General features: G+C 71.5%; 23 protein-coding genes and 2 pseudogenes. 12 read left to right on the top strand and 13 right to left on the bottom strand.

The genetic code is table 11. From position 1 onward, the window contains the following. Positions 1–31: 31 nt before the first annotated feature. Positions 32–415, top strand: a complete 384-nt coding sequence (locus AC1PME_RS04330) for a YbjQ family protein (protein WP_481097415.1) — start codon at positions 32–34, stop codon at positions 413–415. 37 nt (positions 416–452) lie between these two features. Here AC1PME_RS04330 and AC1PME_RS04335 read toward each other — a convergent pair. The 3 genes and pseudogenes from AC1PME_RS04335 to AC1PME_RS04345 all read right to left on the bottom strand — a co-directional run. Next, positions 453–1,412 (bottom strand): annotated as a pseudogene (locus AC1PME_RS04335) (ATP-binding protein); the annotation flags it as partial. Positions 1,413–1,636: 224 nt separating this feature from the next. After that, positions 1,637–1,964: pseudogene (locus AC1PME_RS04340) on the bottom strand (two-component sensor histidine kinase); the annotation flags it as partial. Next, the gene (locus tag AC1PME_RS04345; protein WP_481097416.1) at positions 1,961–2,671 is read right to left on the bottom strand and encodes a response regulator; all 711 of its coding nucleotides are present in this window, start codon (positions 2,669–2,671) and stop codon (positions 1,961–1,963) included. The pseudogene AC1PME_RS04340 and the gene AC1PME_RS04345, both read right to left, overlap by 4 nt. Before the next feature lie 323 nt (positions 2,672–2,994). Between AC1PME_RS04345 and AC1PME_RS04350 the strand changes: the two genes are divergently transcribed. From AC1PME_RS04350 to AC1PME_RS04370, 5 genes are all read left to right on the top strand, one after another. After that, positions 2,995–3,270 carry a metal/formaldehyde-sensitive transcriptional repressor gene (locus AC1PME_RS04350; RefSeq protein WP_048490915.1) on the top strand — a complete coding sequence of 92 codons (276 nt, stop codon included), beginning with the start codon at positions 2,995–2,997 and terminating at the stop codon, positions 3,268–3,270. Between the two features lie 39 nt (positions 3,271–3,309). Next, positions 3,310–4,419: an S-(hydroxymethyl)glutathione dehydrogenase/class III alcohol dehydrogenase gene (locus tag AC1PME_RS04355; protein WP_254460453.1), complete on the top strand. Its 1,110-nt coding sequence runs from the start codon at positions 3,310–3,312 to the stop codon at positions 4,417–4,419. 72 nt (positions 4,420–4,491) lie between these two features. Further along, positions 4,492–5,064, top strand: coding sequence for an S-(hydroxymethyl)glutathione synthase (gfa, locus tag AC1PME_RS04360; RefSeq protein ID WP_481097417.1), 573 nt, complete (start codon positions 4,492–4,494; stop codon positions 5,062–5,064). Between the two features lie 88 nt (positions 5,065–5,152). Then, positions 5,153–5,983: an S-formylglutathione hydrolase gene (fghA, locus tag AC1PME_RS04365; protein WP_481097418.1), complete on the top strand. Its 831-nt coding sequence runs from the start codon at positions 5,153–5,155 to the stop codon at positions 5,981–5,983. Between the two features lie 329 nt (positions 5,984–6,312). Continuing rightward, a complete protein-coding gene (locus AC1PME_RS04370; RefSeq protein ID WP_481097419.1) occupies positions 6,313–6,441 on the top strand; it encodes a hypothetical protein in 129 nt (42 codons plus the stop codon). A gap of 241 nt (positions 6,442–6,682) precedes the next feature. Here AC1PME_RS04370 and AC1PME_RS04375 read toward each other — a convergent pair whose 3' ends face one another. Next, entirely contained in the window at positions 6,683–8,092 is a 1,410-nt protein-coding gene (locus AC1PME_RS04375; RefSeq protein WP_481097420.1) for an aminotransferase-like domain-containing protein, read from the bottom strand. Between the two features lie 108 nt (positions 8,093–8,200). Between AC1PME_RS04375 and AC1PME_RS04380 the strand changes: the two genes are divergently transcribed. Both AC1PME_RS04380 and AC1PME_RS04385 read left to right on the top strand, forming a co-directional pair. Further along, complete coding sequence (locus AC1PME_RS04380) at positions 8,201–8,992, top strand: PhzF family phenazine biosynthesis protein (RefSeq protein WP_481097421.1); 792 nt, start codon at positions 8,201–8,203, stop codon at positions 8,990–8,992. Further along, positions 8,989–9,900 (top strand): DMT family transporter, encoded by a 912-nt coding sequence (locus AC1PME_RS04385; RefSeq protein WP_481097422.1) that lies wholly within the window; start codon positions 8,989–8,991, stop codon positions 9,898–9,900. The genes AC1PME_RS04380 and AC1PME_RS04385 overlap by 4 nt, the downstream gene beginning before the upstream one ends. Positions 9,901–9,961: 61 nt before the next feature. On the opposite strand, the gene AC1PME_RS04390 is transcribed toward AC1PME_RS04385, so the two are convergent. From AC1PME_RS04390 to AC1PME_RS04400, 3 genes are all read right to left on the bottom strand, one after another. Then, a complete protein-coding gene (locus tag AC1PME_RS04390; RefSeq protein ID WP_254460459.1) occupies positions 9,962–10,300 on the bottom strand; it encodes a hypothetical protein in 339 nt (112 codons plus the stop codon). 84 nt (positions 10,301–10,384) lie between these two features. Next, on the bottom strand, positions 10,385–11,326 hold the full coding sequence (locus tag AC1PME_RS04395; protein ID WP_481097423.1) for a DegV family protein: 942 nt from the start codon (positions 11,324–11,326) through the stop codon (positions 10,385–10,387). Between the two features lie 47 nt (positions 11,327–11,373). Continuing rightward, positions 11,374–12,003, bottom strand: a complete 630-nt coding sequence (locus AC1PME_RS04400; RefSeq protein ID WP_481097424.1) for a DsbA family protein — start codon at positions 12,001–12,003, stop codon at positions 11,374–11,376. On the opposite strand from AC1PME_RS04400, the gene AC1PME_RS04405 reads away from it, so the two are divergent. Then, a complete protein-coding gene (locus tag AC1PME_RS04405; protein ID WP_481097425.1) occupies positions 11,975–12,169 on the top strand; it encodes a hypothetical protein in 195 nt (64 codons plus the stop codon). The genes AC1PME_RS04400 and AC1PME_RS04405 overlap by 29 nt on opposite strands. A gap of 151 nt (positions 12,170–12,320) precedes the next feature. Then, positions 12,321–13,154: a GH12 family glycosyl hydrolase domain-containing protein gene (locus AC1PME_RS04410; protein ID WP_481097426.1), complete on the top strand. Its 834-nt coding sequence runs from the start codon at positions 12,321–12,323 to the stop codon at positions 13,152–13,154. A gap of 198 nt (positions 13,155–13,352) precedes the next feature. Here the strand turns inward: AC1PME_RS04410 and AC1PME_RS04415 are convergent, their stop codons facing one another. From AC1PME_RS04415 to AC1PME_RS04425, 3 genes are all read right to left on the bottom strand, one after another. Beyond that, positions 13,353–14,969, bottom strand: a complete 1,617-nt coding sequence (locus AC1PME_RS04415; protein ID WP_481097427.1) for a rhamnogalacturonan lyase B N-terminal domain-containing protein — start codon at positions 14,967–14,969, stop codon at positions 13,353–13,355. 179 nt (positions 14,970–15,148) lie between these two features. Further along, positions 15,149–16,438: an amidohydrolase family protein gene (locus tag AC1PME_RS04420; RefSeq protein WP_481097428.1), complete on the bottom strand. Its 1,290-nt coding sequence runs from the start codon at positions 16,436–16,438 to the stop codon at positions 15,149–15,151. After that, positions 16,435–17,835: an amidohydrolase gene (locus AC1PME_RS04425; protein ID WP_481097429.1), complete on the bottom strand. Its 1,401-nt coding sequence runs from the start codon at positions 17,833–17,835 to the stop codon at positions 16,435–16,437. The genes AC1PME_RS04420 and AC1PME_RS04425 overlap by 4 nt, the downstream gene beginning before the upstream one ends. Before the next feature lie 163 nt (positions 17,836–17,998). On the opposite strand from AC1PME_RS04425, the gene AC1PME_RS04430 reads away from it, so the two are divergent. Further along, positions 17,999–18,544, top strand: a complete 546-nt coding sequence (locus tag AC1PME_RS04430) for a DUF924 family protein (protein ID WP_481097430.1) — start codon at positions 17,999–18,001, stop codon at positions 18,542–18,544. A 1,502-nt stretch (positions 18,545–20,046) separates the two neighbouring features. On the opposite strand, the gene grxD is transcribed toward AC1PME_RS04430, so the two are convergent. Then, on the bottom strand, positions 20,047–20,973 hold the full coding sequence (gene grxD, locus AC1PME_RS04435; RefSeq protein ID WP_481097431.1) for a Grx4 family monothiol glutaredoxin: 927 nt from the start codon (positions 20,971–20,973) through the stop codon (positions 20,047–20,049). Positions 20,974–21,016: 43 nt separating this feature from the next. On the opposite strand from grxD, the gene AC1PME_RS04440 reads away from it, so the two are divergent. Beyond that, positions 21,017–21,808: a polysaccharide deacetylase family protein gene (locus tag AC1PME_RS04440; RefSeq protein WP_481097432.1), complete on the top strand. Its 792-nt coding sequence runs from the start codon at positions 21,017–21,019 to the stop codon at positions 21,806–21,808. A gap of 487 nt (positions 21,809–22,295) precedes the next feature. On the opposite strand, the gene AC1PME_RS04445 is transcribed toward AC1PME_RS04440, so the two are convergent. Both AC1PME_RS04445 and AC1PME_RS04450 read right to left on the bottom strand, forming a co-directional pair. Next, positions 22,296–22,967: a methyltransferase domain-containing protein gene (locus tag AC1PME_RS04445; protein WP_481097433.1), complete on the bottom strand. Its 672-nt coding sequence runs from the start codon at positions 22,965–22,967 to the stop codon at positions 22,296–22,298. A 60-nt stretch (positions 22,968–23,027) separates the two neighbouring features. Continuing rightward, positions 23,028–23,669: an SGNH/GDSL hydrolase family protein gene (locus AC1PME_RS04450; RefSeq protein ID WP_307548756.1), complete on the bottom strand. Its 642-nt coding sequence runs from the start codon at positions 23,667–23,669 to the stop codon at positions 23,028–23,030. Positions 23,670–23,687 lie beyond the last annotated feature (18 nt).

A 23,687-nucleotide genomic window follows, 5' to 3' on the forward strand; every position in this document is an offset into this window, starting at 1 on the left:
GAGGCACGGGCCACGCCAGCAGGGGACATCGATGAGCGATCCATACAATTCTTCGCCGCCGCGCGCGACGACCTCTCAGTTGAACGATGCGATGGTGACCACCGCGCTGGAGCTTCCCGGCTACCGGATCGTGCGCAATCTGGGCATCGTGCGCGGCATCACCGTGCGCTCGCGCTCCATCGTCGGCAATTTCCTCGGCGGGCTGCAGACGCTGTTCGGCGGCAACATCACCATCTATACCCAGCTGTGCGAGCAGGCGCGCCTGGAGACCTACCGGGACATGCTGCAGCACGCCCGGCAGATGGGCGGCAATGCCATCGTCGCGGTGCGCTACGACGCCACCGAGCTGATGGCCGGCCTGACCGAGGTGCTGTGCTATGGCACGGCGGTGGTGGTCGAGCCGCAGCAGCGCTGAAGCGAGCGGCGCGCGGCCGTGCGGTGGCGCGCCCGGCTCAGCCGCCGAGCGCCTGGCACGGCAGCCGCACGCTGACCCGCAGGCCGCCTTCCGGGCGGTTGTCCAGCGCGATCTGGCCGCCATGCGCCAGCACGATGCTGTGCGCCACCGACAGGCCCAGGCCGATGCCGCCGGTGTCGCGGTTGCGCGAGTTCTCGCCGCGGAAGAACGGCAGGAACAGCTTTTCGCGTTGCGCGGGATCGATGCCGGGGCCGTCGTCGTCGATCCACAGCACGCACTCGCCGGCCTCGTGCCGCAACTGCAGGCGCGCGCGCTTGCCGTACTTCAGCGCGTTCTCCACCAGGTTCATCACCATGCGCCGCAACGACAGCGGGTCGCCGTCGAGGGTGATGGCGTCGCCGAGCAGCAGGACGACGTCGGCACCGGTGTCGCTGGCGTCGTCGACCACGCTTTCCACCAGCAGGCGGAAATCCAGCGGCGAGCGCGTGCCGCGGCGGCTGTCGTTGTGGATGAAGTCCAGCGCCGCGGAGATCATCGCCTTCATCTCGTCGATGTCGGCCATGGTCTTCTCGCGCAACGGCGGCTGCAGGGTCTCCAGGCGGAACGCCAGCCGCGCCAGCGGCGTGCGCAGGTCGTGGGCGATCGCCGCGACCATGTGCGTGCGCTCGTTGATCAGCCGGTTCAGGCGCGCCTGCATGGCGTTGAACGAATCGGCCGCCTGCACGATCTCGCTGGGGCCGCTGCGCCGCAGCGGCTGCGCATCGGGATTGCGGCCGAGCTGGTCGGCCGCCTCGGCGAAGCGCCGGATCGGCGCCGACAGCGCCCGCGAGAACCACCAGGCCAGCGGCAGCATGGCCAGCATGCCGACCAGGAACAGCATGACCACCTGGGTCTTGAAGGCGTTGGAGAAACGGCGCGGCGGCGACATCACGCTGCGCCAGTGCCCGTCGGGCTGGCGCAGGGCGGCAGTGAAGCCATCCAGCAGCGGCACCGCCGGGGCGAAGCCGCGCTCGCGCCAGCCCACCGCGCGCATGGTCGCGCCGAAGGCGCCAGTGCGCGGTGGCTCGCCCGGGGCGGGCTGCGGCTGCATCGGAGGCGGTTGCTGCGCGCTGGGCGGCGCCAGCACCGCGTCGTGCGCGGGCGTGTCGTCGTCGGCGGCGACGGCATGCGGCGGCGGCGGCGGGCGTTCGCCCAGGCGCAGGCGCAGGCGTTCCAGGCGGCCGTCGCTGTTGCGGTAGAAGCGCACCTGGTCCGGCTCCACCTCCAGCCAGTGCGCCATCACCCGTTCGGCGTTGCGGTCGCGCACCTGGTCGGGTGCCGGCAGCGGCGCATGCGCGGTGTCCTGCACCTTCAGGGTCTGGGTGCCGGCCGGCATGCGCGTGCTGAGCAGCGCGATCACCTCCGGCGGATGTACCGGCATCTCGTAGACCGGGGTGCGCAGCACCAGGGCGATGCCGATCAGCTGGGCGGTGAGCAGCGCCACCACCAGCAGCAGGAAGGCGCGGGCGAAGATCGGCACGCCGCGGCGGGCGCGCGTGGGCCCGCTCACAGGCGGGCGACGCTCGGCAGCAGCATGTAGCCTTCGTTGCGCACGGTGCGGATCAGTTCGGTCTGTACGCGTTCGTTGATCTTGCGGCGCAGGCGGCTGATCTGGCTGTCGATGGCGCGGTCGTAGACCTCGGTGTCGCGGCCGCGCGCGTAGTCGAGCAGCTGGTCGCGGCTGAGTACGCGCTGCGGATGCTCGACGAAGGTGCGCAGCAGCGCGAACTCGCCGTCGGAGAGGTTGATGAAGATGCCGGTGGGGTCGCGCAGGTCGCGGCGGATCACGTCCAGCCGCCAGCCGGCGAACTCGTAGACGTTGCCGCGCGCTTCCGGCGGCAGCGTGGCCGCCTGGCTGCGCCGCAGCAGGGCGCGCACCCGCGCCAGCAGTTCGCGCGGATTGCACGGCTTGGCCAGGTAGTCGTCGGCGCCGACTTCCAGGCCGATGATGCGGTCGGTGTCGCTGCCCAGCGCGCTGAGCATGATCACCGCCGGCGCGCCGCGCTCGCTGGCGAGCTGGCGGGCGGCGCTGAGGCCGTCCTCGCCGGGCATCATCACGTCCAGGACCACCAGGTCCGGTTGGCGCTCGGCCATCCGCAGGCGCATCTCTGCCACGGTCTCGGCGGTGTCCACCTGATAGCCGTGGTCGCTCAGGAACTCGCTGATGAGTCGGCGCAGATCCGGATCGTCGTCGACGACCAGAATGAAGGATTTCATGTCCACGATCTTGAAGGGCGGCCACACGGGAGTCGCCCAGTCTAGACGTGGCCGCGGCTGCCTGGAACTGGGGGCGGGCACGGTCGGGTCGGCCGGAGCGGGGCCCGCGCATGAACGCCTCGCCATCATAGGCAGCGCCGGCAGCGCGAACATGGCCGTTTTGTGTCCTGTGCCGACACGCGTTGGCATGCGCCGGCACCTGCGCTGGCGCGGCGTGCGGCGGCGGTCGGGCCAGGTTTGGCGGGTCCGCAGCGTGCGTAGGCGTTTCCTTTTTGGGGTCGTCTGTATACTATCCCCCAGTATAGTTCCCGGGTTCCCATCGCATGCCGCACACCCCCCACGAGAAGAAGCGCGTCCTGGCCCGCATCCGCCGCCTGCGCGGCCAGACCGAAGCGCTGGAGCGCGCGCTGGAAGGCGGCGCCGAGTGCGCTGCGGTGCTGCAGCAGATCGCCGCCATCCGCGGTGCGGTCAATGGCCTGATGTCGGAAGTGATGGAAGCCCACGTCCGCGAAGAATTCGGCCAGCCCGCCAGCTCCGACGCGCAGCGCGCCGCGCGCGTGCGCGAGATGGGCATGCTGGTCCGCTCCTATCTCAAGTGATCCACACCCCCACCCATTTCCTCAGCCAGGAGAAAGAACATGAAATCCCGAGCCGCCGTTGCCTTCGAAGCCGGCCAGCCATTGCAGATCGTGGAGATCGATGTCGAGCCGCCGCGCCAGGGCGAGGTGCTGGTGCGCATCACCCACACCGGCGTGTGCCATACCGACGCGTTCACGCTGTCCGGCGACGACCCGGAAGGCATTTTCCCGGCGGTGCTCGGCCATGAGGGCGGCGGCATCGTCGAGGCGGTGGGCGAGGGCGTGACCAGCGTCAAGGTCGGCGACCACGTGATCCCGCTGTACACGGCCGAGTGTCGCAAGTGCAAGTTCTGTCTGTCCGGCAAGACCAACCTGTGCCAGGCGGTGCGCGCCACCCAGGGCAAGGGGCTGATGCCCGACGGCACCACCCGCTTCTCCTACAACGGCCAGCCGATCTACCACTACATGGGCTGCAGCACCTTCAGCGAGTACACGGTGGTGCCGGAGATCTCGCTGGCGGTGGTCAATCCCGAAGCCCCGCTGGAGAAGGTGTGCCTGCTCGGCTGCGGCGTCACCACCGGCATCGGCGCAGTGCACAACACGGCGAAGGTGCAGGAGGGCAACACCGTCGCGGTGTTCGGCCTGGGCGGCATCGGCCTGGCGGTGATCCAGGGCGCGGTGCAGGCCAAGGCCGGGCGCATCCTGGCCATCGACACCAATCCGGGCAAGTTCGAGTTGGCGCGCAGCATGGGCGCCACCGACTGCATCAACCCGAAGGACTACGACAAGCCGATCCAGGAAGTCATCGTCGAGCTGACCGACGGCGGCGTGGACTTCAGCTTCGAGTGCATCGGCAACGTGCACGTGATGCGCTCGGCGCTGGAGTGCTGCCACAAGGGCTGGGGCGAGAGCGTGATCATCGGCGTGGCCGGCGCCGGCCAGGAAATCAGCACCCGCCCGTTCCAGCTGGTCACCGGCCGCGTCTGGCGCGGCAGCGCGTTCGGCGGGGTCAAGGGCCGCACCCAGCTGCCGGGCATGGTGGAGCAGGCGATGCACGGCGAGATCGACCTCGATCCGTTCATCACCCACACCCTGCCGCTGGACGAGATCAACGAAGCCTTCCACCTGATGCACGAGGGCAAGTCGATCCGCACCGTCATTCACTTCTGACCCCGCAGGTCAGGTCGGCGCGCGGCCGTTTCCGCGCATTGCAGCGACGCAATGAACCCGGGAGGGGGCAAGATGAGTACTGTGACGATTCATCCGTCGGTGGATGCCGGCGTGCGTGCCGGCGCGGAGCAGTTCCAGGGTGGCACCCTGGAATGCCACTGCGCCAGCGACAAGGTGGTGGTGGAAGTGGCGGCGCAGACCGCGCACAACCATGCCTGCGGCTGTACCAAGTGCTGGAAGCCGAAGGGCGCGACCTTCTCGGTGGTGGCCGTGGTGCCGCGCGACAAGGTCAAGGTGACCGCGCACGCGGAGAAGCTGAAGGTGGTGGACGAGAGCGCGACGATCCGCCGTCACGCCTGTACCGGCTGCGGCGTGCACATGTACGGCCGCATCGAGAACACCGAACATCCGTTCTACGGCCTGGATTTCGTGCATACGGAACTGTCGCCGCAGCAGGGTTGGTCGGCGCCGGGCTTCGCCGCGTTCGTGTCCTCGATCATCGAGAGCGGCACGCGGCCGGAAGCGATGGACGGGGTGCGCAACCGCCTGCGCGAACTGCAGCTGGAACCGTACGACTGCCTGTCGCCGCCGCTGATGGACGCGATCTCCACCCACGTGGCGCGCAAGAACGGCGTGCTGCACTGAAGCCCGCCGCCGCGCGTCGCTGTGCGACGCGTCGCGGCATCCCGCCTGCGGCCGGTCGCGGCCGCAGGCCCTCTTTTCGGAACTGTCCATGGAACGCATCGAACACCACGCCTGCTGCGGCGGCTGGCAGGACGTCTATCGCCACGACTCGGCCGTGCTCGGCTGCCCCATGCAGGTGGCCGTGTACCTGCCGCCGCAGGCCGAGCACGCCACACTGCCGGTGCTGTACTGGCTCAGCGGCCTGACCTGCACCGAGCAGAACTTCATCACCAAGGCCGGCGCGCAGCGCTATGCGGCCGAGCACAGGGTGATCCTGGTCGCGCCCGCCACCAGTCCGCGCGGCGAGCACGTCGCCGACGCCGAGGGCTACGACCTGGGCAAGGGCGCCGGCTTCTACGTCAACGCCACCCAGGCGCCGTGGGCCGAGCACTACCGCATGTACGACTACGTGGTGCAGGAACTGCCGGCGCTGATCGAGGCGCAGTTCCCGCACAACGGCCGCCGCGCGATCAGCGGCCATTCGATGGGCGGCCACGGCGCGCTGGTGGTGGCGCTGAAGAATCCCGGGCGCTACCGCAGCGTGTCGGCGTTCTCGCCAATCGTCGCGCCGAGCCAGGTGCCGTGGGGCGAGAAGGCCTTCACCGCCTACCTGGGCGAGGACCGCGCGCAATGGCAGGCGTACGACGCCAGCGTGCTGATCGGCCACGCCAGCGAGCGCCTGCCGCTGCTGATCGACCAGGGCGGCGGCGACGAGTTCCTGGACACGCAGTTGCGCCCGCAGCTGCTGCAGGCCGCCGCCGAGGCCGCCGGCTATCCGCTGACCCTGCGCGTGCAGCCCGGCTATGACCACAGCTACTACTTCATCGGCAGCTTCATCGGCGAGCACATCGCCTTCCACGCGCGCGCGCTGCAGGGCTGAGCGCGCTCCGCCGGCGGCCGCGCGCGCTGCGGACCGCCGGACGGGTGCCGCACGCCGCGGTGCCGGCGATGCCACATTCCAGCGGTGTCCCAGGCCGTGCTGCCCATGCGGGGCGGCCGCAGGCGAGCGGCGCAGGCGGCGCCCCTTGCCGGCCGCGCACATGACAGGCCGGTGACCGCGATGGGCGGCACGTGGCCGGTCTCGTAAACAAACAGGGGGCGGCACCGTCCGGCATGCGGTTGTGCGATCGCGTTCGCGTCTGCTGAGACCGGCGCTGGCTAGATTCCGCAGGGTTCGCCATCGCCACGTCCCTGGATCGGAGCCGCGCCATGTCTTGCCGTCGCACCCTGCAGCTCCCCTGGCAGCGCTGGCGCAGCCCGCTCGGCCCGGTGGCGATGCTCGCCTGCACCCTGTTCGGCGCCTGCGTGGCGCTGGCGATCGGCGCGGCGACGCCATAGCGCCACCGCCCCTGGTTGCCGGCGATCGCGTCCACGCGCTCGCGGCGGACGCTGCCAGCGCTGCGGTGTCGCTGTGTCGCACCGCGGCGGCGACCGCCGCGAGCGGCCGGCGCCTGTGTGGATTCCGGCGCATTACCCCCGCTCGGGCGTCGCGGCCAGCACGCCTGGCGATCGCCAGGGAGGCCGGCACTGGCCGCGCGAGTTTCGGGCCGGGGCCGCGGCGCGGCGCTGCACGCCGCGCTCAGCGCGGCAACCGCGCGGCCAGCGCGCCGAGCCGGCGCATGGCCTGTTCCAGTGCGGGCGTCCACGGCTGGCCGCAGCTCAACCGCAGGTGGTCGGCGTAGTCGCCGCGGCTGGAGAACAGGTGCCCGGGCGAGGTGCCGATGCCCTCGGCGAGCGCGGCCTCGAACAGGGCCTGGCCGCTGCCGGCGTCGGCCAGTTGCAGCCACAGCGACAGGCCGCCGGCCGGGTCGCCGATGCGGGTGCCGGCCGGCCAGTGCCGCAGCACCGCCTCGCGCAGGCGCTGGCCGTTGTCGGCGAGGGTGCGGCGCAGCTTGCGCAGGTGGCGCTCCAGGTCGTGCCGCTCCAGGTAGTCGGCCAGGGCCAGTTGCGGCAGGCTGGCGCCGCCGATGGTGGAGAAGTACTTGGCGCGCACCAGCGTGTCGGTCCAGGCGCCGCCGAGCAGCCAGCCCACGCGCAGGCCGGGCGCCAGCACCTTGGAGAAGGCGCCGCAGGTGATCACGTTGCCATGCGTGTCGAAATGGCGCAGGGGCCGTGGGCGCTGCCCCGACCAGTCGAGTTCGCCGTAGATGTCGTCCTCGATCACCACCGTGCCGTGGCGCGCGCAACTGTCCAGCAGGGCGCGCTTGGCGGCATCGGGGGTGAGGCTGCCGAGCGGATTGTTGAAGTTCGGCACCAGCACCGCCGCGCGCGCCGGCGTGCGCTGCAGCAGCGCGTCCAGGCGCACGGCGTCGATGCCCTGGCCGGGCCGGTTGGGCACCTCCAGCACCTTCAGCCGCAGCGCCGCCACCGCCTGCAGGATGCCGTGGTAGGTCGGGGTCTCGACCAGCACCACGTCGCCGGGCGCGGTGAGGGTACGCAGCGCCAGGCTGATCGCCTCCATCGCGCCGGCGGTCACCACCACCTCGTCGACCTCCACCGCGGTGGCGCAGTGCGCGTAGCGCTGCGCGATCTGCCGGCGCAGCGCGGCGTGGCCCTGCGGTGGCGCGTAGTCGAGCGCGGCGCTGCGCTGGCGCCGCAACTGCCGCGCCAGCGCGCTGGCCAGCTGCGCGCCGGGCAGCAGTGCCGCCGCCGGCGTGGCGGTGTGCAGCGGCACCAGGTCCGAGCGCGCGAGCATGTCCAGCACGCCCTGCAGCGCCGGATTGGCGACCGCGCCCGGCGCGCGCCGCCGCGACGGGGTGGCGCCGGCCGGCAGCGGCGTCGCCGCGGCGCGCACGAAGTAACCCGAGCGCGGACGCGCCTGCACCCGGCCTTCGCGTTCCAGCTGCAGGCAGGCCTGCACCGCGGTGGCGGTGCTGATGCCGTGGCCGGCGGCCAGTTGCCGGATCGACGGCAGGCGCTCGCCGGCGCGCAGGGTGCCCTGCGCGATCTGTTCGCGCAGCTGGCTGGCGAGGGCTTCGTACAGGTGCATGCGGTGGGCTCATCTGTATCGGTCGATTTGCAGGGTATCTGACTCTGTGCTGGTCGCCCACCCCGGCGCACACTGGCCGCGTCCCTTCCGATTCCCGCGAGGCCGTGCGTGCAGGTGCCGCTGTTCATCGTCGATGCGTTCACCGCGGTGCGGTTCCGCGGCAATCCGGCCGCGGTGGTGCCGCTGCAGGCGTGGTTGCCGGACGCGCTGATGCAGGCCATCGCCAGCGAGAACAATCTTTCGGAGACCGCGTTCTTCGTGCGCGAGGCCGACGGCGCGTTCGCGATCCGCTGGTTCTCGCCGCTGCGCGAGGTCACGTTCTGCGGCCATGCCACCCTGGCCAGCGCCTTCGTCGTGGTCACCCAGGGCCTGGCGCCGCTGCCGTTGCGGTTCCGCGCTGCGGGCGTCGGCGAACTGGCGGTGGACCGCGAGGCCGACGGACGCTTCGTCCTGCGCTTTCCGAACCTGGCGCCGACGGCGTTGGCGACGGTGCCGCAGGCCCTCGCGCAGGCGCTGTCGATCGCGCCGCAGGCGGCGTACCGCAACGCGCAGGCCTACATCGCCGTGTATGCGGACGAAGGCCAGGTGCGCGCGGTGGTGCCGGACCTGGTGCGGATGCTGGCGCTGGCGCCGCGCGATGTCGCGGTCACCGCACCCGGCCGCGACCACGATTTCGTGTCGCGCTATTTCTGGCCGGCCAATGGCGGTGCCGAGGACCCGGTGACCGGCTCCATCCACGCCGCGCTGGCGCCGTTGTGGGCGCAGCGCCTGGGCAAGCGCGACTTGCGCGCGCTGCAGGCCTCGGCGCGCGGCGGCGAACTGGATTGCCGGGTGATGCCGGACCACGTGCAGGTGCGCGGCGCGGCCGTGCAGTACCTGCACGGGAGCATCGCGCTGTGAGCGCGGCCGTCGCGACATCGGCGGGCACCGCGCGGCGCGCCCTGTGGCAGTTGCTGCTGGCCGAGGTGCTGATCGGCTCGGTCGGCGTGTTCGTGCACGAGAGCGGCCAGGACCCGGTGACCGCGGTGTTCTACCGCTGCCTGTTCGGCGCGCTGTTCCTGACCGTGTGCGGCCTGCTCGGCGGGCAGTTGCGCGGCCTGTGGCGCGAGCGCGCACTGCTGCGCGACGCCGCGTTCAGCGGCGTGCTGCTGGTGCTCAACTGGGTGGCGCTGTTCGCCGGCATGGCGCGCTCGTCGATCGGCGTGGCGACGATGGTCTACCACGTGTTCCCGTTCGTGATGCTGCTGCTGGCGGCGCTGCTGCAGGGCGAGCGCAGCCGCCGCGCCGACCTGGGCTGGACCCTGCTGGCCTTCGTCGGCGTGGCCTGTTCGGCCGACCCGCTGCGGCTGTGGTCCAGCGCCGACCGCGGCTATCTGGGCGGGATCGCGCTGACCCTGCTGGGCGCGCTGCTGTGCGGGGCGTCGTTGCTGATGTCGCGGCGGATCAGCCGCGAGCGGCCGCTGGCGGTGGTGACGGTGCAGTGCTGGGTCGGTGCGGCGATGCTGGCCGGCTTCTCCAGCAGCGCCGCGCTGCATCCCGGCGACCACTGGTTCTGGCTGGTCGGGCTGGGGGTGATCCACAGCGGCGTGGTGTACGTGCTGTTCTACAGCGCCTACCGGCACCTGCACGTGGCGGTGATCGCGGTGGTCGCCTTCGTCTATCCGCTGGTGACGCTGCTGCTGGACTACCTGCTGTACGGCCACCGGCTGGTGCCGGTGCAGTGGCTGGGCCTGGCGCTGATCGTGCTGGGGACGCTGGGGGTCAATCTGCGCTGGTCCTGGCCGCGCCGGGCGGTGGCCGCGTCCTAGGTGTGGCGTAGCACCGTGTGCGCGGGCCGGCCACCGCAGCGCGGTGGCCGGGGCGTTCGGCTCAGCGCACGTCGCGCAGTTCCCAGCCGCTGCCGGCAAGCAGGCGCATGCGCTGCTTGAGGATATCGCCGGGGACGCTGGTGGTGGCGGACAGGTCGATGCGCAGATCGTCCTGGCGGCCGGTCACCCGCGCTGCCGGATCGGTCACGCCCAGGGCCGGATCGACCTCGTCCGGCTCCGGCTGCAGCGCGCGCCAGCGTTCGAACCAGGCCGGATCGCTCAGGGCGGCCTGCAGTTGTTCGGCGAAGGCGTCGGCGCCGTGCGCGCTGAAGCTCAGCGTCGGGTGGCTGCCGCGGGCACGGGCGGGATCGGGCAGGCTGATCGAGTAGGTAACGGCCATGGGCATCTCTTGTGGGCGGTACGAAGCCGCGCAGCCTAGCAGAGCCGGCGGCGCCTCGCCGTCGACGCCGCCGCGGCGGGCGCATCAGCCGAAGCGCAGCCGGTCGCCGGCCAAGCCCAGCACCAGCGCGCCCTTGCCGACGTTGACCATGCCGGTCAGGCTCATCACGCTTTCCAGCAACTCCACGCCATGAGTGTCGCAGGCCTGCCGCAGCGCCGCGTAGCCGGGCAGGGCACGCAGTTCGGCCAGCGCGCCGCCATAGCTCAGGCACAGCGTGGGCGTCATCAGCCCGGTGGCCACCCGCTCGGCAGCCAGGCCGAACAGCGTCTGCACGGCATGGTCGAAGCCCTTGAGCTTGGCCACCGGCGCGGTCTCGCCGCGGTGGCAGTGCAGCACCGGCTTGATGTCCAGGGCCGAGCCGAGCGCGGCGCTGAGCAGGCCGACGCTGCGGTCGCCCTTGCTGCGCGCGCGGCTGCGCAGGTAGTACAGGTCGCGCGCGACCATGTAGCCATGGGTGTGCTCGGCCAGCGTTTCCAGCCGTTCGCGGATGGCCTGCACGCCGGCGCCGCCGGCGCGCAACCGTACCGCCTCGGCGGCGACCACCGCCTGTGCGGCGAACAGGTTCTGGGTGTCGATGACCCGCAGCGCGAACGGCGAGGCGTGGCCGGCGGCCTGGCGGATCGGCTTGTAGTCGTTGAGGATGGCGAAGCCGGCCTGCTGCGCGTGGTCGTGGATCGGGCTGCGGGTCTTGGCGATGGTCAGGCAGAACACGTGGTCGTAGTCGATGACCAGCCGGTCCAGGAACAGCGCGCGGATCTGCGCCACGCTGAAGGGCACAGTTTCGGCTTCGGCGCCGTGCGCGCCGACCTGGCTGTGCAGGAACTCCAGCGTGGCCTGCTCGTCGCGGCGATCGGCCAGCATCGTGTCGCCGATGCGCACGCTGATCGGCAACACCACCAGGCCGTGGTGTGCGATGTAGTCCTGCGGCAGATCGCAGGCGGAATCTATGACGAGGCCGATGCGCATCCGCTGGTTCTCCTGGAGTGGGACGTGTCGAGAGGCATGGAGGCCGCTCAGGCGCCGCGCTGCACCGCGGCCGGCAGGTTGCCCAGGCGCGCCATCTCGCCGCGTTGCAGCAGCTGCGGGTCGGCCAGCACCGCCCGCATCAGCGGGTGCGCATCGTTGCCCCACAGCAGGGTGTCGTCGATCTGCAGGGTCGGTACGCCGAACACGCCGTTGGCCAGCGCCTGCTCGGTGTTGGCGCGCAGTTGCGCCTTGACCTGCGCCTGTGCGGTGGCCGCGGCCACGTCGGCGATGCCCAACGCCTGGCCGACCTGCGCCAACGCCGCGGCGTCGTCGCCGGCATGGCCGTCGCGCCATAGCCAGTCGAAGATGGCATCGATGGCCTGCGGCGTGGTGCCGGCGGCGATGCACAGGCGCAGCGCGGTCAGCGGGTTGAACGGATGCGCCGGCGGGAAGCGCAGCGGTACGCCCTGCTGCTGCGCTTGCCATTGCACGAAGCGGTAGGTGAATTCGCGTTTGTGCGGCACCTCGGCCGGCCCGCGCGTCTGCAGCTGCGCCAGCACCGCGCCGAACACGATCGGCAGCGGCTGGATCCGCTCGAACTCCGGAAGCGTTTTCAACTGCTGCCAGTGCATATAGGAAAAGGGCGAGATGAAATCGAAATACCAGCGCAGCTTCATCGTGCTTCTCCGCAAGGACCCGACAGCTTATCGCGGCGCCGCGCGCGCCGCGAATCGCGGCCTGCGCATGGTGCAGCGCGAGAGGCCGGTGCCGCCCGCTTCCGCGGTGACCGCGATACGTAGACGATGCCCTGGCGACAATCTCGCCCGCACGCGATATCTGTGAAGCGCCGCGCGTCCGCGGCCTGGATCGCGGTAGCGCTATTGCACTGGCGCATGGCGCGCGCGCGTCTTGTCATAGCTCGCCGCGCGTGCGCCTTGCTAGCGTCCATCGCGGCAGCACCTTCGCTGCCGCTGCACGCTCAGGAGAGACCGACATGCACGCTTCCGCTCCCGTTTCCGCCGCCGCTTCGCAGCGCCGTCCCGCCACGCTCGCCCGGCCGCCGCGCGACTGGATGCGATCCCTGCGCGCGCTGTCGGCCGCGGCCCTGTTCGCCGCCGCACCGATGGCGCTGGCCGGTCCCTACCAGGTGTACGGCAACCAGTACGCCTGGGTGAACAACTTCAACGATCCCAACAACGTCATCCAGGGCACGTTCCACAGCGGCAGCACGCCGAGCATGACCGTGACCTTCAATTTCCCCAACGCCAGCCTGTACGGCTATCCGGCGATCCTGCGCGGCTCGCACTACGGCTTCAATCCCACCGCCGACCGCACCTTTCCGCGGCAGGTCTCGGCCTTGCGGGCGTTGCCGGCCAGCTTCGCGTACTCGTCCGGCGGCAGCAACCTGGCCGGCGACTTCGCCTACGACCTGTTCTTTCGCTGGGACGGCAGCACCTCGTCCAGCGCGATCCCGCAGGCCGAAGTGATGATCTGGGGCGGCCACAATTCGTATCCGATCGGCACGCTCACCGCCAGCAACGTCATCAGCGCCGGCGGCTACACCTTCGATCTGTGGGAAGGCATGAACAGCGCCGCCGGCTACTACGTCTACACCTTCATCCCGCACAACACCGCCGGCCAGTCGACCCTGCCGAGCAACGGCAATCTCAACATCGACATCAAGCCGTTCCTGACCTGGCTGCACGATCATCGCGCGCAGGACGGACGCTTCAGCAACGCGATGTACCTGCACGTGGTCGAGGCCGGCTTCGAGGTGGTGCGCGGCAACGGCTGGGCGTGGATCCAGGCCAACATCGGCGCCAACTGACGGGGGCATGCGGGTGCCACCGCGCCCGCTTCACCGGCGGCGCCTCGCAGCGGTGGGTTGTGCGGGTCGCCGCGGGCAACCGTCAGGAGCGCGTCGGCGGCGCCGGGCGGCAGGGCGTTGCGCATGTGCTCGGCATCGCGGCCTGGCTATCCGGCACCGGTGCCGGCGTGCGCAGGCAACCGGCCTTGCTCCAGATCCTCACGGCGTCGCTTGCGGCGCGAGCAACTGCACGCTGTCGAAGACGAGGCCGGGGCCGAGGAAGCCGTTGTCCGGCGTGCCGGACGCGACCTCGATGTCCAGCGTGTTGCGGCCGGCCTGCACGGCGCTGGCGGGAATATCGAACAGATACACGGTGTTGTTGCCGCGATAGGTGCCGCGGGTGATGCCGCGGCTGTCCGGCTGTTCCGGGCGCGGCGGCACCGGCCCGCTCCAGCGATCGTTCACCCGCAGCTGCGGACGGCCGCCGGCCTGGGTCAGGGTGACGAACAGCCGCAGGCGGTAGGCGTGGACCTGGTCAGGCCCGAGCACGAAGGCGATGCGCGTGGGCGTGTTGACGCCGCGCCATTGCGCCGCCGGGAATGCGTCGAGTCCATCGCGGCCCACGCGATAGGTCAGCGGCCCCCATGGCGCCATGCGCCGGTCGGAGGGATGCGCGCTCGCCAGCAGTGCGGCATTGCGGAAGCCGGCGGGCGTGCCATCCGAATCGCCGATCTGCCAGATCACCTGGCCCGGCAGCGGCACCGCGTGCAGGTCGGCCTGCGCGGTGGCCGCGGCCGCGACCTGCACGGTGGCGTGGGCCACCTCCAGCTCGTGCTGGTACAGCGCGATGCGGTACGCGCCGGGGCGGATGCCGGCGATGCGGAAGCGGCCATCGGCATCGGCCCTGGCCCAGTACTGCGCCTGCGCGTTGCGCAGGGCGACCACCGCCGGCTGTCCCGCGGCGACGCCGAAGACCTGGCCGGCCACCGCGCCGCGCCCCGCCGCGCCCAGGAAGCCCTGCAAGCCCAGCGACGCGTCGACGAAGCGCAGGTCCGGCGGCACCTGCGCCGCCGCGCCGCCCTGGCTGAACTGCAGCACGTACACCCCGTGCAGGCCGCCGCGGTACGGCTCGGTCTGGGTGTGGTGGGAGAACATGTAGTTGTACAGCTCGTGGGTGCGCGCGGTCTTCTGCGTGGCGATGTCCTTGAAGAACGGCCCGCCGGCGCTGTGTTCGCGATCGCCCATCCACAGCCGCACCGCCACGCCGGGGCCGCTGACGCCATGCACGCTGTCGTCGATCGCGCGCCGCGCCGAGTAGAACTTGGAGCTGGTGCGGCCGTCGGGCAGCAGGAAGACGTCCTGGCCTTCGATCGCAGTGCCGACATTGGAATCCGGCACGCGCTCGGCGTCGGGCAGCTTGGCCGCGTCGAGCCGGGCGATGAAGCGCAGTTCGCCGACCGGCGGCAGGGTCGGCGCATAGGTGGCCAGGTAGATCGCGTCGCGTCCCTTGCGCGCCAGGTAGTACTGCACCAGGTCGCCGGCGCTGGCCGCGACCACGATGGTGTCGCCGACGGTGCGCGCGGTGACGCTGGCGCGGCCCAGGCCGGAGGCGATCTGCGAGTGCTTGGCCTCCGGGCTCTCCAGTTCGCTGCCGCGATAGCGCATGGAGACCACGTCGCCGGTGCGTGCGTCCACGCTGAATACCAGGTCGGCGCCGCTGTCGACGACGAAGCGCTCGCCGACCCTGGCGACGCCGAAGTGGCCGGCGTCGGCGCGTGCGGACGCCGCGCCGGTCAGCGCGAACAGGCACAGCAGCAGGCAGGGCAGGCGGGGCATGGCAGTACGCGCGCGGGCAACGGGGCGCACAGCCTACGGCGCGCGGGTGCGGCGCGGGATGTCGCCTCCGCGTGCCGGTGGGGCGGCGCTCAGCCGCGCGGCGGCAGCGCGAGGCGACGGCGCTGCCACCGGGGCACGGCAGCGTCTGCCCGCTGCCGTCGCCGCTGCCTCGGCGAGGCTTAGTGGGTGTAGGCCTTCGGCAGTGCGCCGCCCTGCTGCATGTAGCGGTCGCGCAACTCGGTCTGCCGCGAGCGCATCGGGATGGCGCGGCCACCCAGCCAGACCTGCTCGGCGTAGTGCGCCACGTCCAGCGGATCGCCTTCCCACAGCACCAGGTCGGCGAGCTTGCCCGGGGCGATGCTGCCCAGGCGATCGCCGACCCCAAAGGCCTCGGCCGGGACCCGGGTCAGGCCGGCCAGGGCGGCGTCCCACGGCAGCCCGTGGGCCACCGCATTGCCGGCCAGCTGCCGCTGCTTGCGCGCGTTGTGCGCCCCGTCGCCGCCCTGGGTGAAGCTCACCGCCACGCCGGCCGCGTTGAGGCGCGCGGCGTTCTCCAGGGTGGCGCCGATCTGGTCGAAGCTGGCCGGCAGGTCGTCCAGCGCATTGACGAACACCGGCACCTGCGCCGCCGCCAGTTGCGGCGCCAGCTTCCAGGCCTCGTCGCCGCCGGCGATGGCGATGCGCACCTTCTCGCGCTGCGCCCAGCGCAGCAGCTGGCGGATGTCGGCGGCCCGGTTCACCGTGACCACGATGCGGCCCTGGCCGGCCAGGTAGCGCGCCAGCACCGCGCGGCCGGCCGGGGTCAGCAGCGCATGCGGCGAATCGGCGGGCATGCGTCCGCGCGCTTCGGCCACCAGCTGGTCGAGCAGCATCCACTGCGCCGCGCGCGACTTGCCGCTCAGCTCCAGCGCATCGCTGCCCAGGTGCAGGTACAGCGCACGCGGGCCGATCGGGTCGGCGCCGCCGTCCAGGCGCATCACCGCGCCCTGGCCGGCGACGAAGGCGCCGCCGCTGTTGGCGCCGAGCGCGGTGAAGCCGATGCCTTCGACCCGCGCCACCGGGATCAGCACCGACTCGGGGTTGTAGGCCAGGGTCACGTCGAACTCCGGGCGCATCGGCTGGTCGTGCGGCAGGGTCAGCGTGCTGTCGACGGTGGAGGCCTCGCCGGAGACCTCCTCGATGCCGATCTCGGTGATCCCGCCGAACAGCGCCGGGGTCAGCGGCCGGCCCTTGGCCTCGACCACGGCGACGCCGGCCGGCGCGGCCAGGCCGGGGCCGACCGCGCGGATCACCCCGCCCTGGACCAGCACGTCGGCATTGGCGAGGGTGCCGCGGGCGCTGGCGGTGTGCACGGTGGCGCCGCGGATCAGCACGTCCTGGGCGAAGCCGGGCGCGCTGCCCAGCAGCAGGCACGCGGCCAGGGCCAGGCGCTGCGCCAGGCGGTGGGGCGAGGAGATGGTGCGGCTCATCGGGCAGCCTCCTGGCCGAGCATGAAATCGGAGGTGGGTTGCAGGCGGCGGTCGGCGCGGTCGTAGACCTGCGCGCCGTCGATGTAGACCTTGTCGGCCAGGGCGTAGGAGCTGAAGGGATTGCCGTTCCACAGCACCACGTCGGCCATCTTGCCCGGCTCCAGCGAGCCGGTCTGCTTGTCGATGCCCAGCGCCTTGGCCGGGTTGCTGGTCAGCCAGCGGATCGCCCGTTCGGGCGGGATGTCCATGCCGGCGCGGCGGCCGGCGGCCATCGCCTTGGCCGCTTCCTGGTTGAGCCGCTGGATGCCTTCCTCCGAGTCCGAGTGCACGATCGCGCAGCCGTTGGCCGGGCGATCGACCAGGGCGATGTTCTCCTGGATGCCGTCGAAGGCCTCCATCTTGAAGCCCCACCAGTCCGCCCACAGCGCGCCGCAGACGTTCTCCTGGGCCAGGCGGTCGGCGATCTTGTAGGCCTCCACGCCATGGTGGAAGGCGGCGATCTTGAAGCCGAACTCCTTGGCCAGGTCGAGCATGGTGGTCATCTCGTCGGCGCGGTAGCAATGGATGTGCACGCGGATGTCGCCGTTGATCGCGCCGGCCAGGGTGTCCAGCTTCAGGTCGCGCTTGCCGCCGCTGTCGCCGCTGCTGTCGTTGGCGCCGGCGCCGCGGCTCCACCAGTGGCGCTTGGGCGGGCTCTTCTGCTTCGGCGCGTTCTTGCGCAGGTATTCGCTGGCGTCGATGAAGGCGGCGCGGTAGCCGGCGACGTTGCCCATGCGCGTGGACGGGCCGCCCTTCTCGCCGTACACCCGCTTGGGGTTCTCGCCGCAGGCCATCTTCAGGCCCCACGGCGCGCCGGGGAACTTCATCGCCTGGTAGGTGGTGGCCGGCACGTTCTTCAGGGTGACGCCGCGGCCGCCGACCAGGTTGGCCGAGCCGGGCAGCACCTGCAGCGCGGTGACGCCGCCGGCCAGCGCGGTGCCGAAGCCCGGATCCTGCGGCCAGATCGAGTGCTCGGCCCATACGTTCGGGGTCACCGGCGCGGTCGCCTCGTTGCCGTCGCTGTGCGCGCTGACGCCCGGGCTGGGATACACGCCCAGGTGCGAGTGCACGTCGATGATGCCGGGCGTGACCCACTTGCCGTGGCCGTCGATGCGGGTGGCGTTGGCCGGCGCGGCCAGCGCGCGGCCGACCGCCTGCACGCGGCCGTCCTGCAGCAGCACGTCGGCGTCGTCCAGGCGCTCGCCGGTGCCGGTGAGCACGGTGGCGTGTTCGATCAGCACCGGCACCGACGGCAGCGCGCGGTAGGTGCTGGGATAGGGATCGTCGACGAAACGCGAGGCGGCGGCGGCCGGACCGCACAACGCCACGCCCAGGCAGGCGAGCAACAGATGACGCATCGGATTTTCCCCGGAAGATGGACGCGGCCCTTGCGGCCGTGCCCGCACGCTAGCCCGAGCCGGCGCGCTTGCCAAGTGCAGGTGCCGCATCGGCGCGCCCGGCTGCACCGCGCCGCGACGCCGGATCTGCTATCCAGGCCGTTTGCCGACCATGGACATTGCGATGACCGACACCCCTGCGCGCGCCGTCGTGGACTTCTGGCGCAGCGCCGGCCGCGAGCGCTGGTTCGCCGCCAACGACTCCTTCGACGCCAACGTCCGCCTGCACCTGCTGGAGGCGCACCATGCCGCCGCGCGCGGCGAACGCGCCGATTGGCTGGCCGATGCCGAGGGCGCGCTGGCGCTGCTGCTGTTGCTCGACCAGGTGCCGCGCAACGTGTTCCGCGGCAGCGCGCATGCCTTCGCCACCGACGGCCTGGCCCGCCGCTACGCCGACCAGGCGCTGGCGGCCGGCTTCGACCTGCAGGCCGACGCGGAGTTGCGGATGTTCTTCTACCTGCCCTACACGCATGCCGAGGACGCCGCGCGGCAGCGCCAGGCGGTGGAGCTGTTCAGCGCGCTCGGCGACGCCGAGTCGCTGCAGTGGGCGGTGGTGCACGAAGACGTGATCCAGCGCTTCGGCCGCTTCCCGCACCGCAATCCGGCGCTGGGGCGCACGACCACGGCGGAGGAGCAGGCGTTCCTGGATGCGGGTGGGTTCGCTGGTTGAGGGATGTCTGGTTGAGAGAGGCGGTGCCTACACGTTCGCCGCCGCATACGCCGCGCTCCTGTCGAACATCGGCGGATCTGTGTCGCGGCGCCGATGATCCGCGTGCGTTGCGTCGGAGTGCGCCCATGACGGCGGAGGGCATCGGGCGTGTTGTGGGAGCGACTTCAGTCGCGACGAGCGAAACCACTGGCGCATCCGACCTCATGCAGTCGGGACTGAAGTCCCTCCCACAGGGAGTCACCAGGCGGCTGGCGTAGCCGTCGGCATTCGGTCAGCAGCCGCGCAGGAGACCAGGGAGTCCGCTCCTTGTGGGAGCGACTTCAGTCGCGACGAGCGAAGCTGCTGGTGCATCGGACCTTATGCAGTCGGGACTGAAGTCCCTCCCACAGGGAGTCACCCGCCCAGTACTCGCGCAGGAGGCAAGGGAATCCGCTCCTTGTGGGAGCGACTTCAGTCGCGACGAGCGAAGCTGCTGGTGCATCGGACCTCATTGCAGTCGGGACTGAAGTCCCTCCCACAGGGAGTCACCGGGCGGCTGGCGCAGCCGTCGGCATTCGCCCAGTGCTCGCGAAGGAGACCAGGGAATCCGCTCCTTGTGGGAGCGACTTCAGTCGCGACGAGCGAAGCTGCTGGCGCATCGGACCTCATTGCAGTCGGGACTGAAGTCCCTCCCACAGGGGGGCACCGGGCGGCTGGCACAGCCGTCAGCATTCGGCCAGCAGTCGCGCAGGAGACAAGGGAGTCCGCTCCTTGTGGGAGCGACTTCAGTCGCGACGAGCGAAACCACTGGCGCATCGGACCTCATTGCAGTCGGGACTGAAGTCCCTCCCACAGGGAGTCACCGGGCGGCTGGCGTAGCCGTCGGCATTCGCCCAGTACTCGCGCAGGAGACCAGGGAATCTGCTCCTTGTGGGAGCGACTTCAGTCGCGACGAGCGAAGCTGCTGGTGCATCGGACCTCATTGCAGTCGGGACTGAAGTCCCTCCCACAGGGAGTCACCAGGCGGCTGGCGCAGCCGTCGGCATTCGGCCAGCAGTCGCGCAGGAGACCAGGGAATCCGCTCCTTGTGGGAGCGACTTCAGTCGCGAAGAGCGAAGCCACTGGCGCATCGGACCTCATGCAGTCGGGACTGAAGTCCCTCCCACAGGGAGTCACCAGGTGGCTGGCGTAGCCGTCGGCATTCGCCCAGTACTCGCGCAGGAGCCCAGGGAATCCGCTTCTTGTGGGAGCGACTTCAGTCGCGACGAGCGAAGCTGCTGGTGCATCGGACCTCATGCAGTCGGGATTGAAGTCCCTCCCACAGGGAGTCACCAGGCGGCTGGCGCAGCCGTCGGCATTCGCCCAGTACTCGCGCAGGAGACCAGGGAAGCCGCTCCTACGGGATGTTCGTGTTGTGGGGCGATATCGCGCGCGGGCTGCGGGGCGCGGGCACAAAAAAGGGCGATCTTTCGATCGCCCCCTTCGCTGCGTCCCCGCTGGGCGCGAACGACGAGTTGCGTGGCTCAGTACTTCGGCACGCTGCCGTCGACCTGGTCGGTCCAGGCGTCGATGCCGCCGACCACGTTGTGCACGTTGGTGAAGCCGAGCGAACGGAAGTGCTCGGCCGCCTGCGCGCTGCGGCCGCCGCGGTGGCACAGGAAGGCCAGGGCGGTGTCCTTGGGCAGCGCTTCCAGTTGCGCGCGCTGCTCGCCGTCGAGGGTGCGGAACGGCACGTTGACCGCCGCCACCGCACGCTCTTCCGGCGGGCGCACGTCCACCAGGATCAGGCCGCCGGCCCGCACCCGGTCGTCGGCGTCGCGCGGGCTGAGGTCCTGCACCGGCTTGGGCGCGTTGGGATTGTCGATGGCCAGGCCGCGGCCGCGCAGGTCGTCCACCCAGTCGATGGTGATGCCGTCGGCACGGCGCGCGCTGCCCAGGTCGAACTGCACGCGCAGGCCGTTGGACTCGGCGGCGATGGCGTTGGGATCGGTCGGCGCCAGCTGGAAGTTCGGCTGGAACTGCGCGTCGATCGCCAGCGCCAGGCTCGCGCCCGGGGCATCGGCCAGCGCGCCGCGCAGCATCTCGGCGGCGGCATCGGTGATGGTGATCGACGGCGGGGTGCGGTCCGGCGCCGGCACGCCGAGCAGTTCGCTCAGTTCGCCGCTGCCGGCCATCTGCAGGATGATGTCGCTGCCGCCGATCAGCTCGCCGTCCACGTACAGCTGCGGGATGGTCGGCCAGTCGCCGTAGACCTTGATGCCCTCGCGGATGTCCTGGTCGGCCAGCACGTTGACATGGGCGAAGTCGACGCCGAGCTCGTTCAGCGCGCCCACCGCCTTGGCGGAGAAGCCGCACTGCGGCATGCCCGGCTGGCCTTTCATGAACAGCACGACGCGGTTGGAGCTGAGCAGCGTTTCGATACGGGAGCGCAGGGCGGGGTCGAGGGACATGGCAGGCAGTCGTCGCGGAGTCGGACCGGCCATTCTACGCCGCATGGCATCATGGGGCATGACAGTTCCGGAAACGCTGCATCGCATCCCGCGCCACCCCTACCGCTGGCTGCCCTGGGCGCTGGCCTCGCAGGCGCTGGTGGCGGCGCTGTGGTGGGCCTACGGGTGGCGGGTCGGGCTGCCGGCGCTGCTGCTGTCGCACGCGGCGCTGGTGCTGCCGGTGTTCCTGCCGCGGGCGCGGCTGTACGCGCCGGTGCTGGACCGCCTGCCCGGCGCCGCGCCGCGGGTGTGGCTGACCATCGACGACGGCCCCTCAGACGATACTGTGGCGATCCTGGACCTGCTCGACCGCCACCAGGCCAAGGCCACCTTCTTCCTGGTCGGCGCCCGCGCCGCCGCGCGCCCGCAGCTGGTGCGCGAGATCCTGCGCCGCGGCCACGGCATCGGCAACCACAGCCAGCACCATCCGCAGGCCTGGTTCTGGGCGTTGGGGCCGCGGCGCATGGCCCAGGAGATCGGCCAGGCGCAGCAGACGCTGGCCGCGATCGCCGGCACCGCGCCGCACTGGTACCGCTCGGTGGTGGGCATGACCAATCCCTTCGTCGCCGCGCCGCTGCGCCGGCATGGCCTGACCCGGGTGGCCTGGAGCGCGCGCGGCTTCGACGGCGTGCGCTGCGACCCGGCCGCCACCGTCGCGCGCATCGCCCGCGACCTGCGGCCCGGCGCCATCGTGCTGCTGCACGAGGGCGCGGCGCACGGGCACAACCCTGCGATCGTGGAGGGCGTGTTGCAGGCGCTGCAGGCGCGTGGGCTGCGGGCGACGCGCCCGGACTGAGGCAGGCGTCCATCGGGGTGCCACCTGCGTCGTCATGCGGCCTGGACCCTGCCGCCTGCGGGCAGGCGCGCGGACGCTGCAATCAGCCCGGCTGGGCCAGGCGTGGGCGATCAGCATCGCCATCGCGCCGAGGGTCAGCAGGGCGCACAACAGGCCGAGAATGCCGTAACGCTTGCTGCGATCAGGCTGCAGGCAGTTGCCGATGCCCAGCGCGATGGCGCAGACCTGGGCGATGGCGGTGAGCAGCGCGAGCAGGCCGAGCAGCAGCGACATCGGCGTGTCCGGGCCAGCGGCGAACGTGGGGACGACAAAGAAGGTGCTGAGCAACAGCGCCGCGAGCAGCACGACCGCGGCGATCAGGCTGGTCGCCAGGGCCGCGATGCCCAAACCGGAGCGCGGTCGTGGCACGGGTGCAGTCATGGGTGGCAACCCGGGTGCGGGGTGGCGAAGTCGATGCGGTCGCGGCGTGCGCGGTGTCGCGTCTGCGTCAACGCGGCTCCGCCACGATCAGCCAGTTGTTGAACGGGGTGTTGCCGTACAGCGGCGCGAAGCTGGCGCGCAGGCCGGCGGCGTCGAGCTGGGCCTGCAGGCTGTCGCGGGTGGGATAGGCCTTGGGCAGTTCCTGCATCCAGCCAGCCAGGTGCGCCAGCACGTCGGTGATGCGGCTGGTGCGGCCGCGGCCGCTGGTATCGCCCAGGCCGCTGCGGATCACCAGCTTGGCGCCCGGGGTGAGCATCCGCGCCACGCTGCGGACCAGGTTGGACTGCATGTCGCGGTCCAGGTACTGCAGCACGTCCAGGATCGCGACGCTGCCATGGTGCTCGGGCCAGGACTGGCCCAGGTCGACCACCTCGAAGCGGGTGTCCTGGAGCCCGTTGCGCGCGGCGATCGCCGCGGCGCGGCGGATCTTGGCCGCATCGATGTCCACGCCGTGGTAGCGCTGGCGTTGGCCGTCGGCGCGCAGCGCGTGCGCCAGCAGGCCCAGCCCGCAGCCCAGGTCCAGCACCGGCGCGTCGGTGCCGCGCAGCGCGGCGAGCACGCCGGGATACAGCGGATCGGTGCGCAGCTTGGTGCGCGTGTAGTAGTAGTCGTAGCGGTTGCCCAGCGGATGCGTGGGCAGGAAGGCGCGGGCGATGGCCTGGGCCTGCGGGCGAGTCATGGGCTGGGTGGTGCTGGCGTCGCGCAATGTCGGTCCTTGGCAGCGGGCGTCGTATGCCAGCTAGGCTAACGCATCGCGGACCGTCGGCAACAGCATCGCGGTCCAGCGCGCGTACATCGCCGCCGACGGATGCAGCCCGTCGGCGGCCAGCATCGCCGGATCGCCGCCGCCGTCGCGGCTGCAGCCGGTGATGTCGACGAAGCGCACCGCGCGCGCGGCGCAGCAGGCCTGCGCGGCGGCGTTGAAGGCGTCGATCTGCGCGGCGATGCGCGCCGGGTCGTGTGCGGGCGGCTGCGCGAACGCGGTCACGCCCCAGTCCGGGATCGACACCGCCACGACCCGCTGCGGCCGCTCGCCGGCGAAGCCGATCGCGCGCTGCAGCAGCGCGTCGAACTGCGCGCGGTAGTCGGCGAGCGGATAGCCGCGGTACTGGTTGTTGACGCCGATCAGCAGCGTCACCAGGTCGAACGGGCCCTGCGGGGCCGCCGCGTCGATGCCGGCGTCCAATTCGTCGGTGGTCCAGCCGGTGGTGGCGACGATCTGCGGATCGTCCAGGGCGATGCCGTCGCGGCGCAGCGCCGCGGCCAGTTGCAGCGGCCAGCGTCCGTCGGCGTCCACGCCTTCGCCGATGCTGTAGGAGTCGCCCAGCGCCAGATAGCGCAAGGGTGCGTGGTGCTGGGGGGCCGAAATGGATTCGCTCATCGCGCCGCGACCGTGGAA

This window comes from Xanthomonas sp. NCPPB 901 (genome assembly GCF_056725085.1).

Excerpts from the sequence above, each read along its gene's own strand:
- AC1PME_RS04370 (WP_481097419.1), top strand. The coding sequence starts at position 6,313 with ATGTCTTGCCGTCGCACCCTGCAGCTCCCCTGGCAGCGCTGGCGCAGC.
- AC1PME_RS04330 (WP_481097415.1), top strand. The coding sequence starts at position 32 with ATGAGCGATCCATACAATTCTTCGCCGCCGCGCGCGACGACCTCTCAG.
- AC1PME_RS04440 (WP_481097432.1), top strand. The coding sequence starts at position 21,017 with ATGGCATCATGGGGCATGACAGTTCCGGAAACGCTGCATCGCATCCCG.
- AC1PME_RS04350 (WP_048490915.1), top strand. The coding sequence starts at position 2,995 with ATGCCGCACACCCCCCACGAGAAGAAGCGCGTCCTGGCCCGCATCCGC.
- AC1PME_RS04410 (WP_481097426.1), top strand. The coding sequence starts at position 12,321 with ATGCACGCTTCCGCTCCCGTTTCCGCCGCCGCTTCGCAGCGCCGTCCC.
- AC1PME_RS04425 (WP_481097429.1), bottom strand. The coding sequence starts at position 17,835 with ATGCGTCATCTGTTGCTCGCCTGCCTGGGCGTGGCGTTGTGCGGTCCG.
- AC1PME_RS04450 (WP_307548756.1), bottom strand. The coding sequence starts at position 23,669 with ATGAGCGAATCCATTTCGGCCCCCCAGCACCACGCACCCTTGCGCTAT.
- AC1PME_RS04400 (WP_481097424.1), bottom strand. The coding sequence starts at position 12,003 with ATGAAGCTGCGCTGGTATTTCGATTTCATCTCGCCCTTTTCCTATATG.
- AC1PME_RS04445 (WP_481097433.1), bottom strand. The coding sequence starts at position 22,967 with ATGACTCGCCCGCAGGCCCAGGCCATCGCCCGCGCCTTCCTGCCCACG.
- AC1PME_RS04345 (WP_481097416.1), bottom strand. The coding sequence starts at position 2,671 with ATGAAATCCTTCATTCTGGTCGTCGACGACGATCCGGATCTGCGCCGA.
- AC1PME_RS04375 (WP_481097420.1), bottom strand. The coding sequence starts at position 8,092 with ATGCACCTGTACGAAGCCCTCGCCAGCCAGCTGCGCGAACAGATCGCG.
- AC1PME_RS04405 (WP_481097425.1), top strand. The coding sequence starts at position 11,975 with ATGAAATCGAAATACCAGCGCAGCTTCATCGTGCTTCTCCGCAAGGAC.
- AC1PME_RS04390 (WP_254460459.1), bottom strand. The coding sequence starts at position 10,300 with ATGGCCGTTACCTACTCGATCAGCCTGCCCGATCCCGCCCGTGCCCGC.
- AC1PME_RS04355 (WP_254460453.1), top strand. The coding sequence starts at position 3,310 with ATGAAATCCCGAGCCGCCGTTGCCTTCGAAGCCGGCCAGCCATTGCAG.
- fghA (WP_481097418.1), top strand. The coding sequence starts at position 5,153 with ATGGAACGCATCGAACACCACGCCTGCTGCGGCGGCTGGCAGGACGTC.
- AC1PME_RS04420 (WP_481097428.1), bottom strand. The coding sequence starts at position 16,438 with ATGAGCCGCACCATCTCCTCGCCCCACCGCCTGGCGCAGCGCCTGGCC.
- grxD (WP_481097431.1), bottom strand. The coding sequence starts at position 20,973 with ATGTCCCTCGACCCCGCCCTGCGCTCCCGTATCGAAACGCTGCTCAGC.
- gfa (WP_481097417.1), top strand. The coding sequence starts at position 4,492 with ATGAGTACTGTGACGATTCATCCGTCGGTGGATGCCGGCGTGCGTGCC.
- AC1PME_RS04415 (WP_481097427.1), bottom strand. The coding sequence starts at position 14,969 with ATGCCCCGCCTGCCCTGCCTGCTGCTGTGCCTGTTCGCGCTGACCGGC.
- AC1PME_RS04395 (WP_481097423.1), bottom strand. The coding sequence starts at position 11,326 with ATGCGCATCGGCCTCGTCATAGATTCCGCCTGCGATCTGCCGCAGGAC.
- AC1PME_RS04430 (WP_481097430.1), top strand. The coding sequence starts at position 17,999 with ATGACCGACACCCCTGCGCGCGCCGTCGTGGACTTCTGGCGCAGCGCC.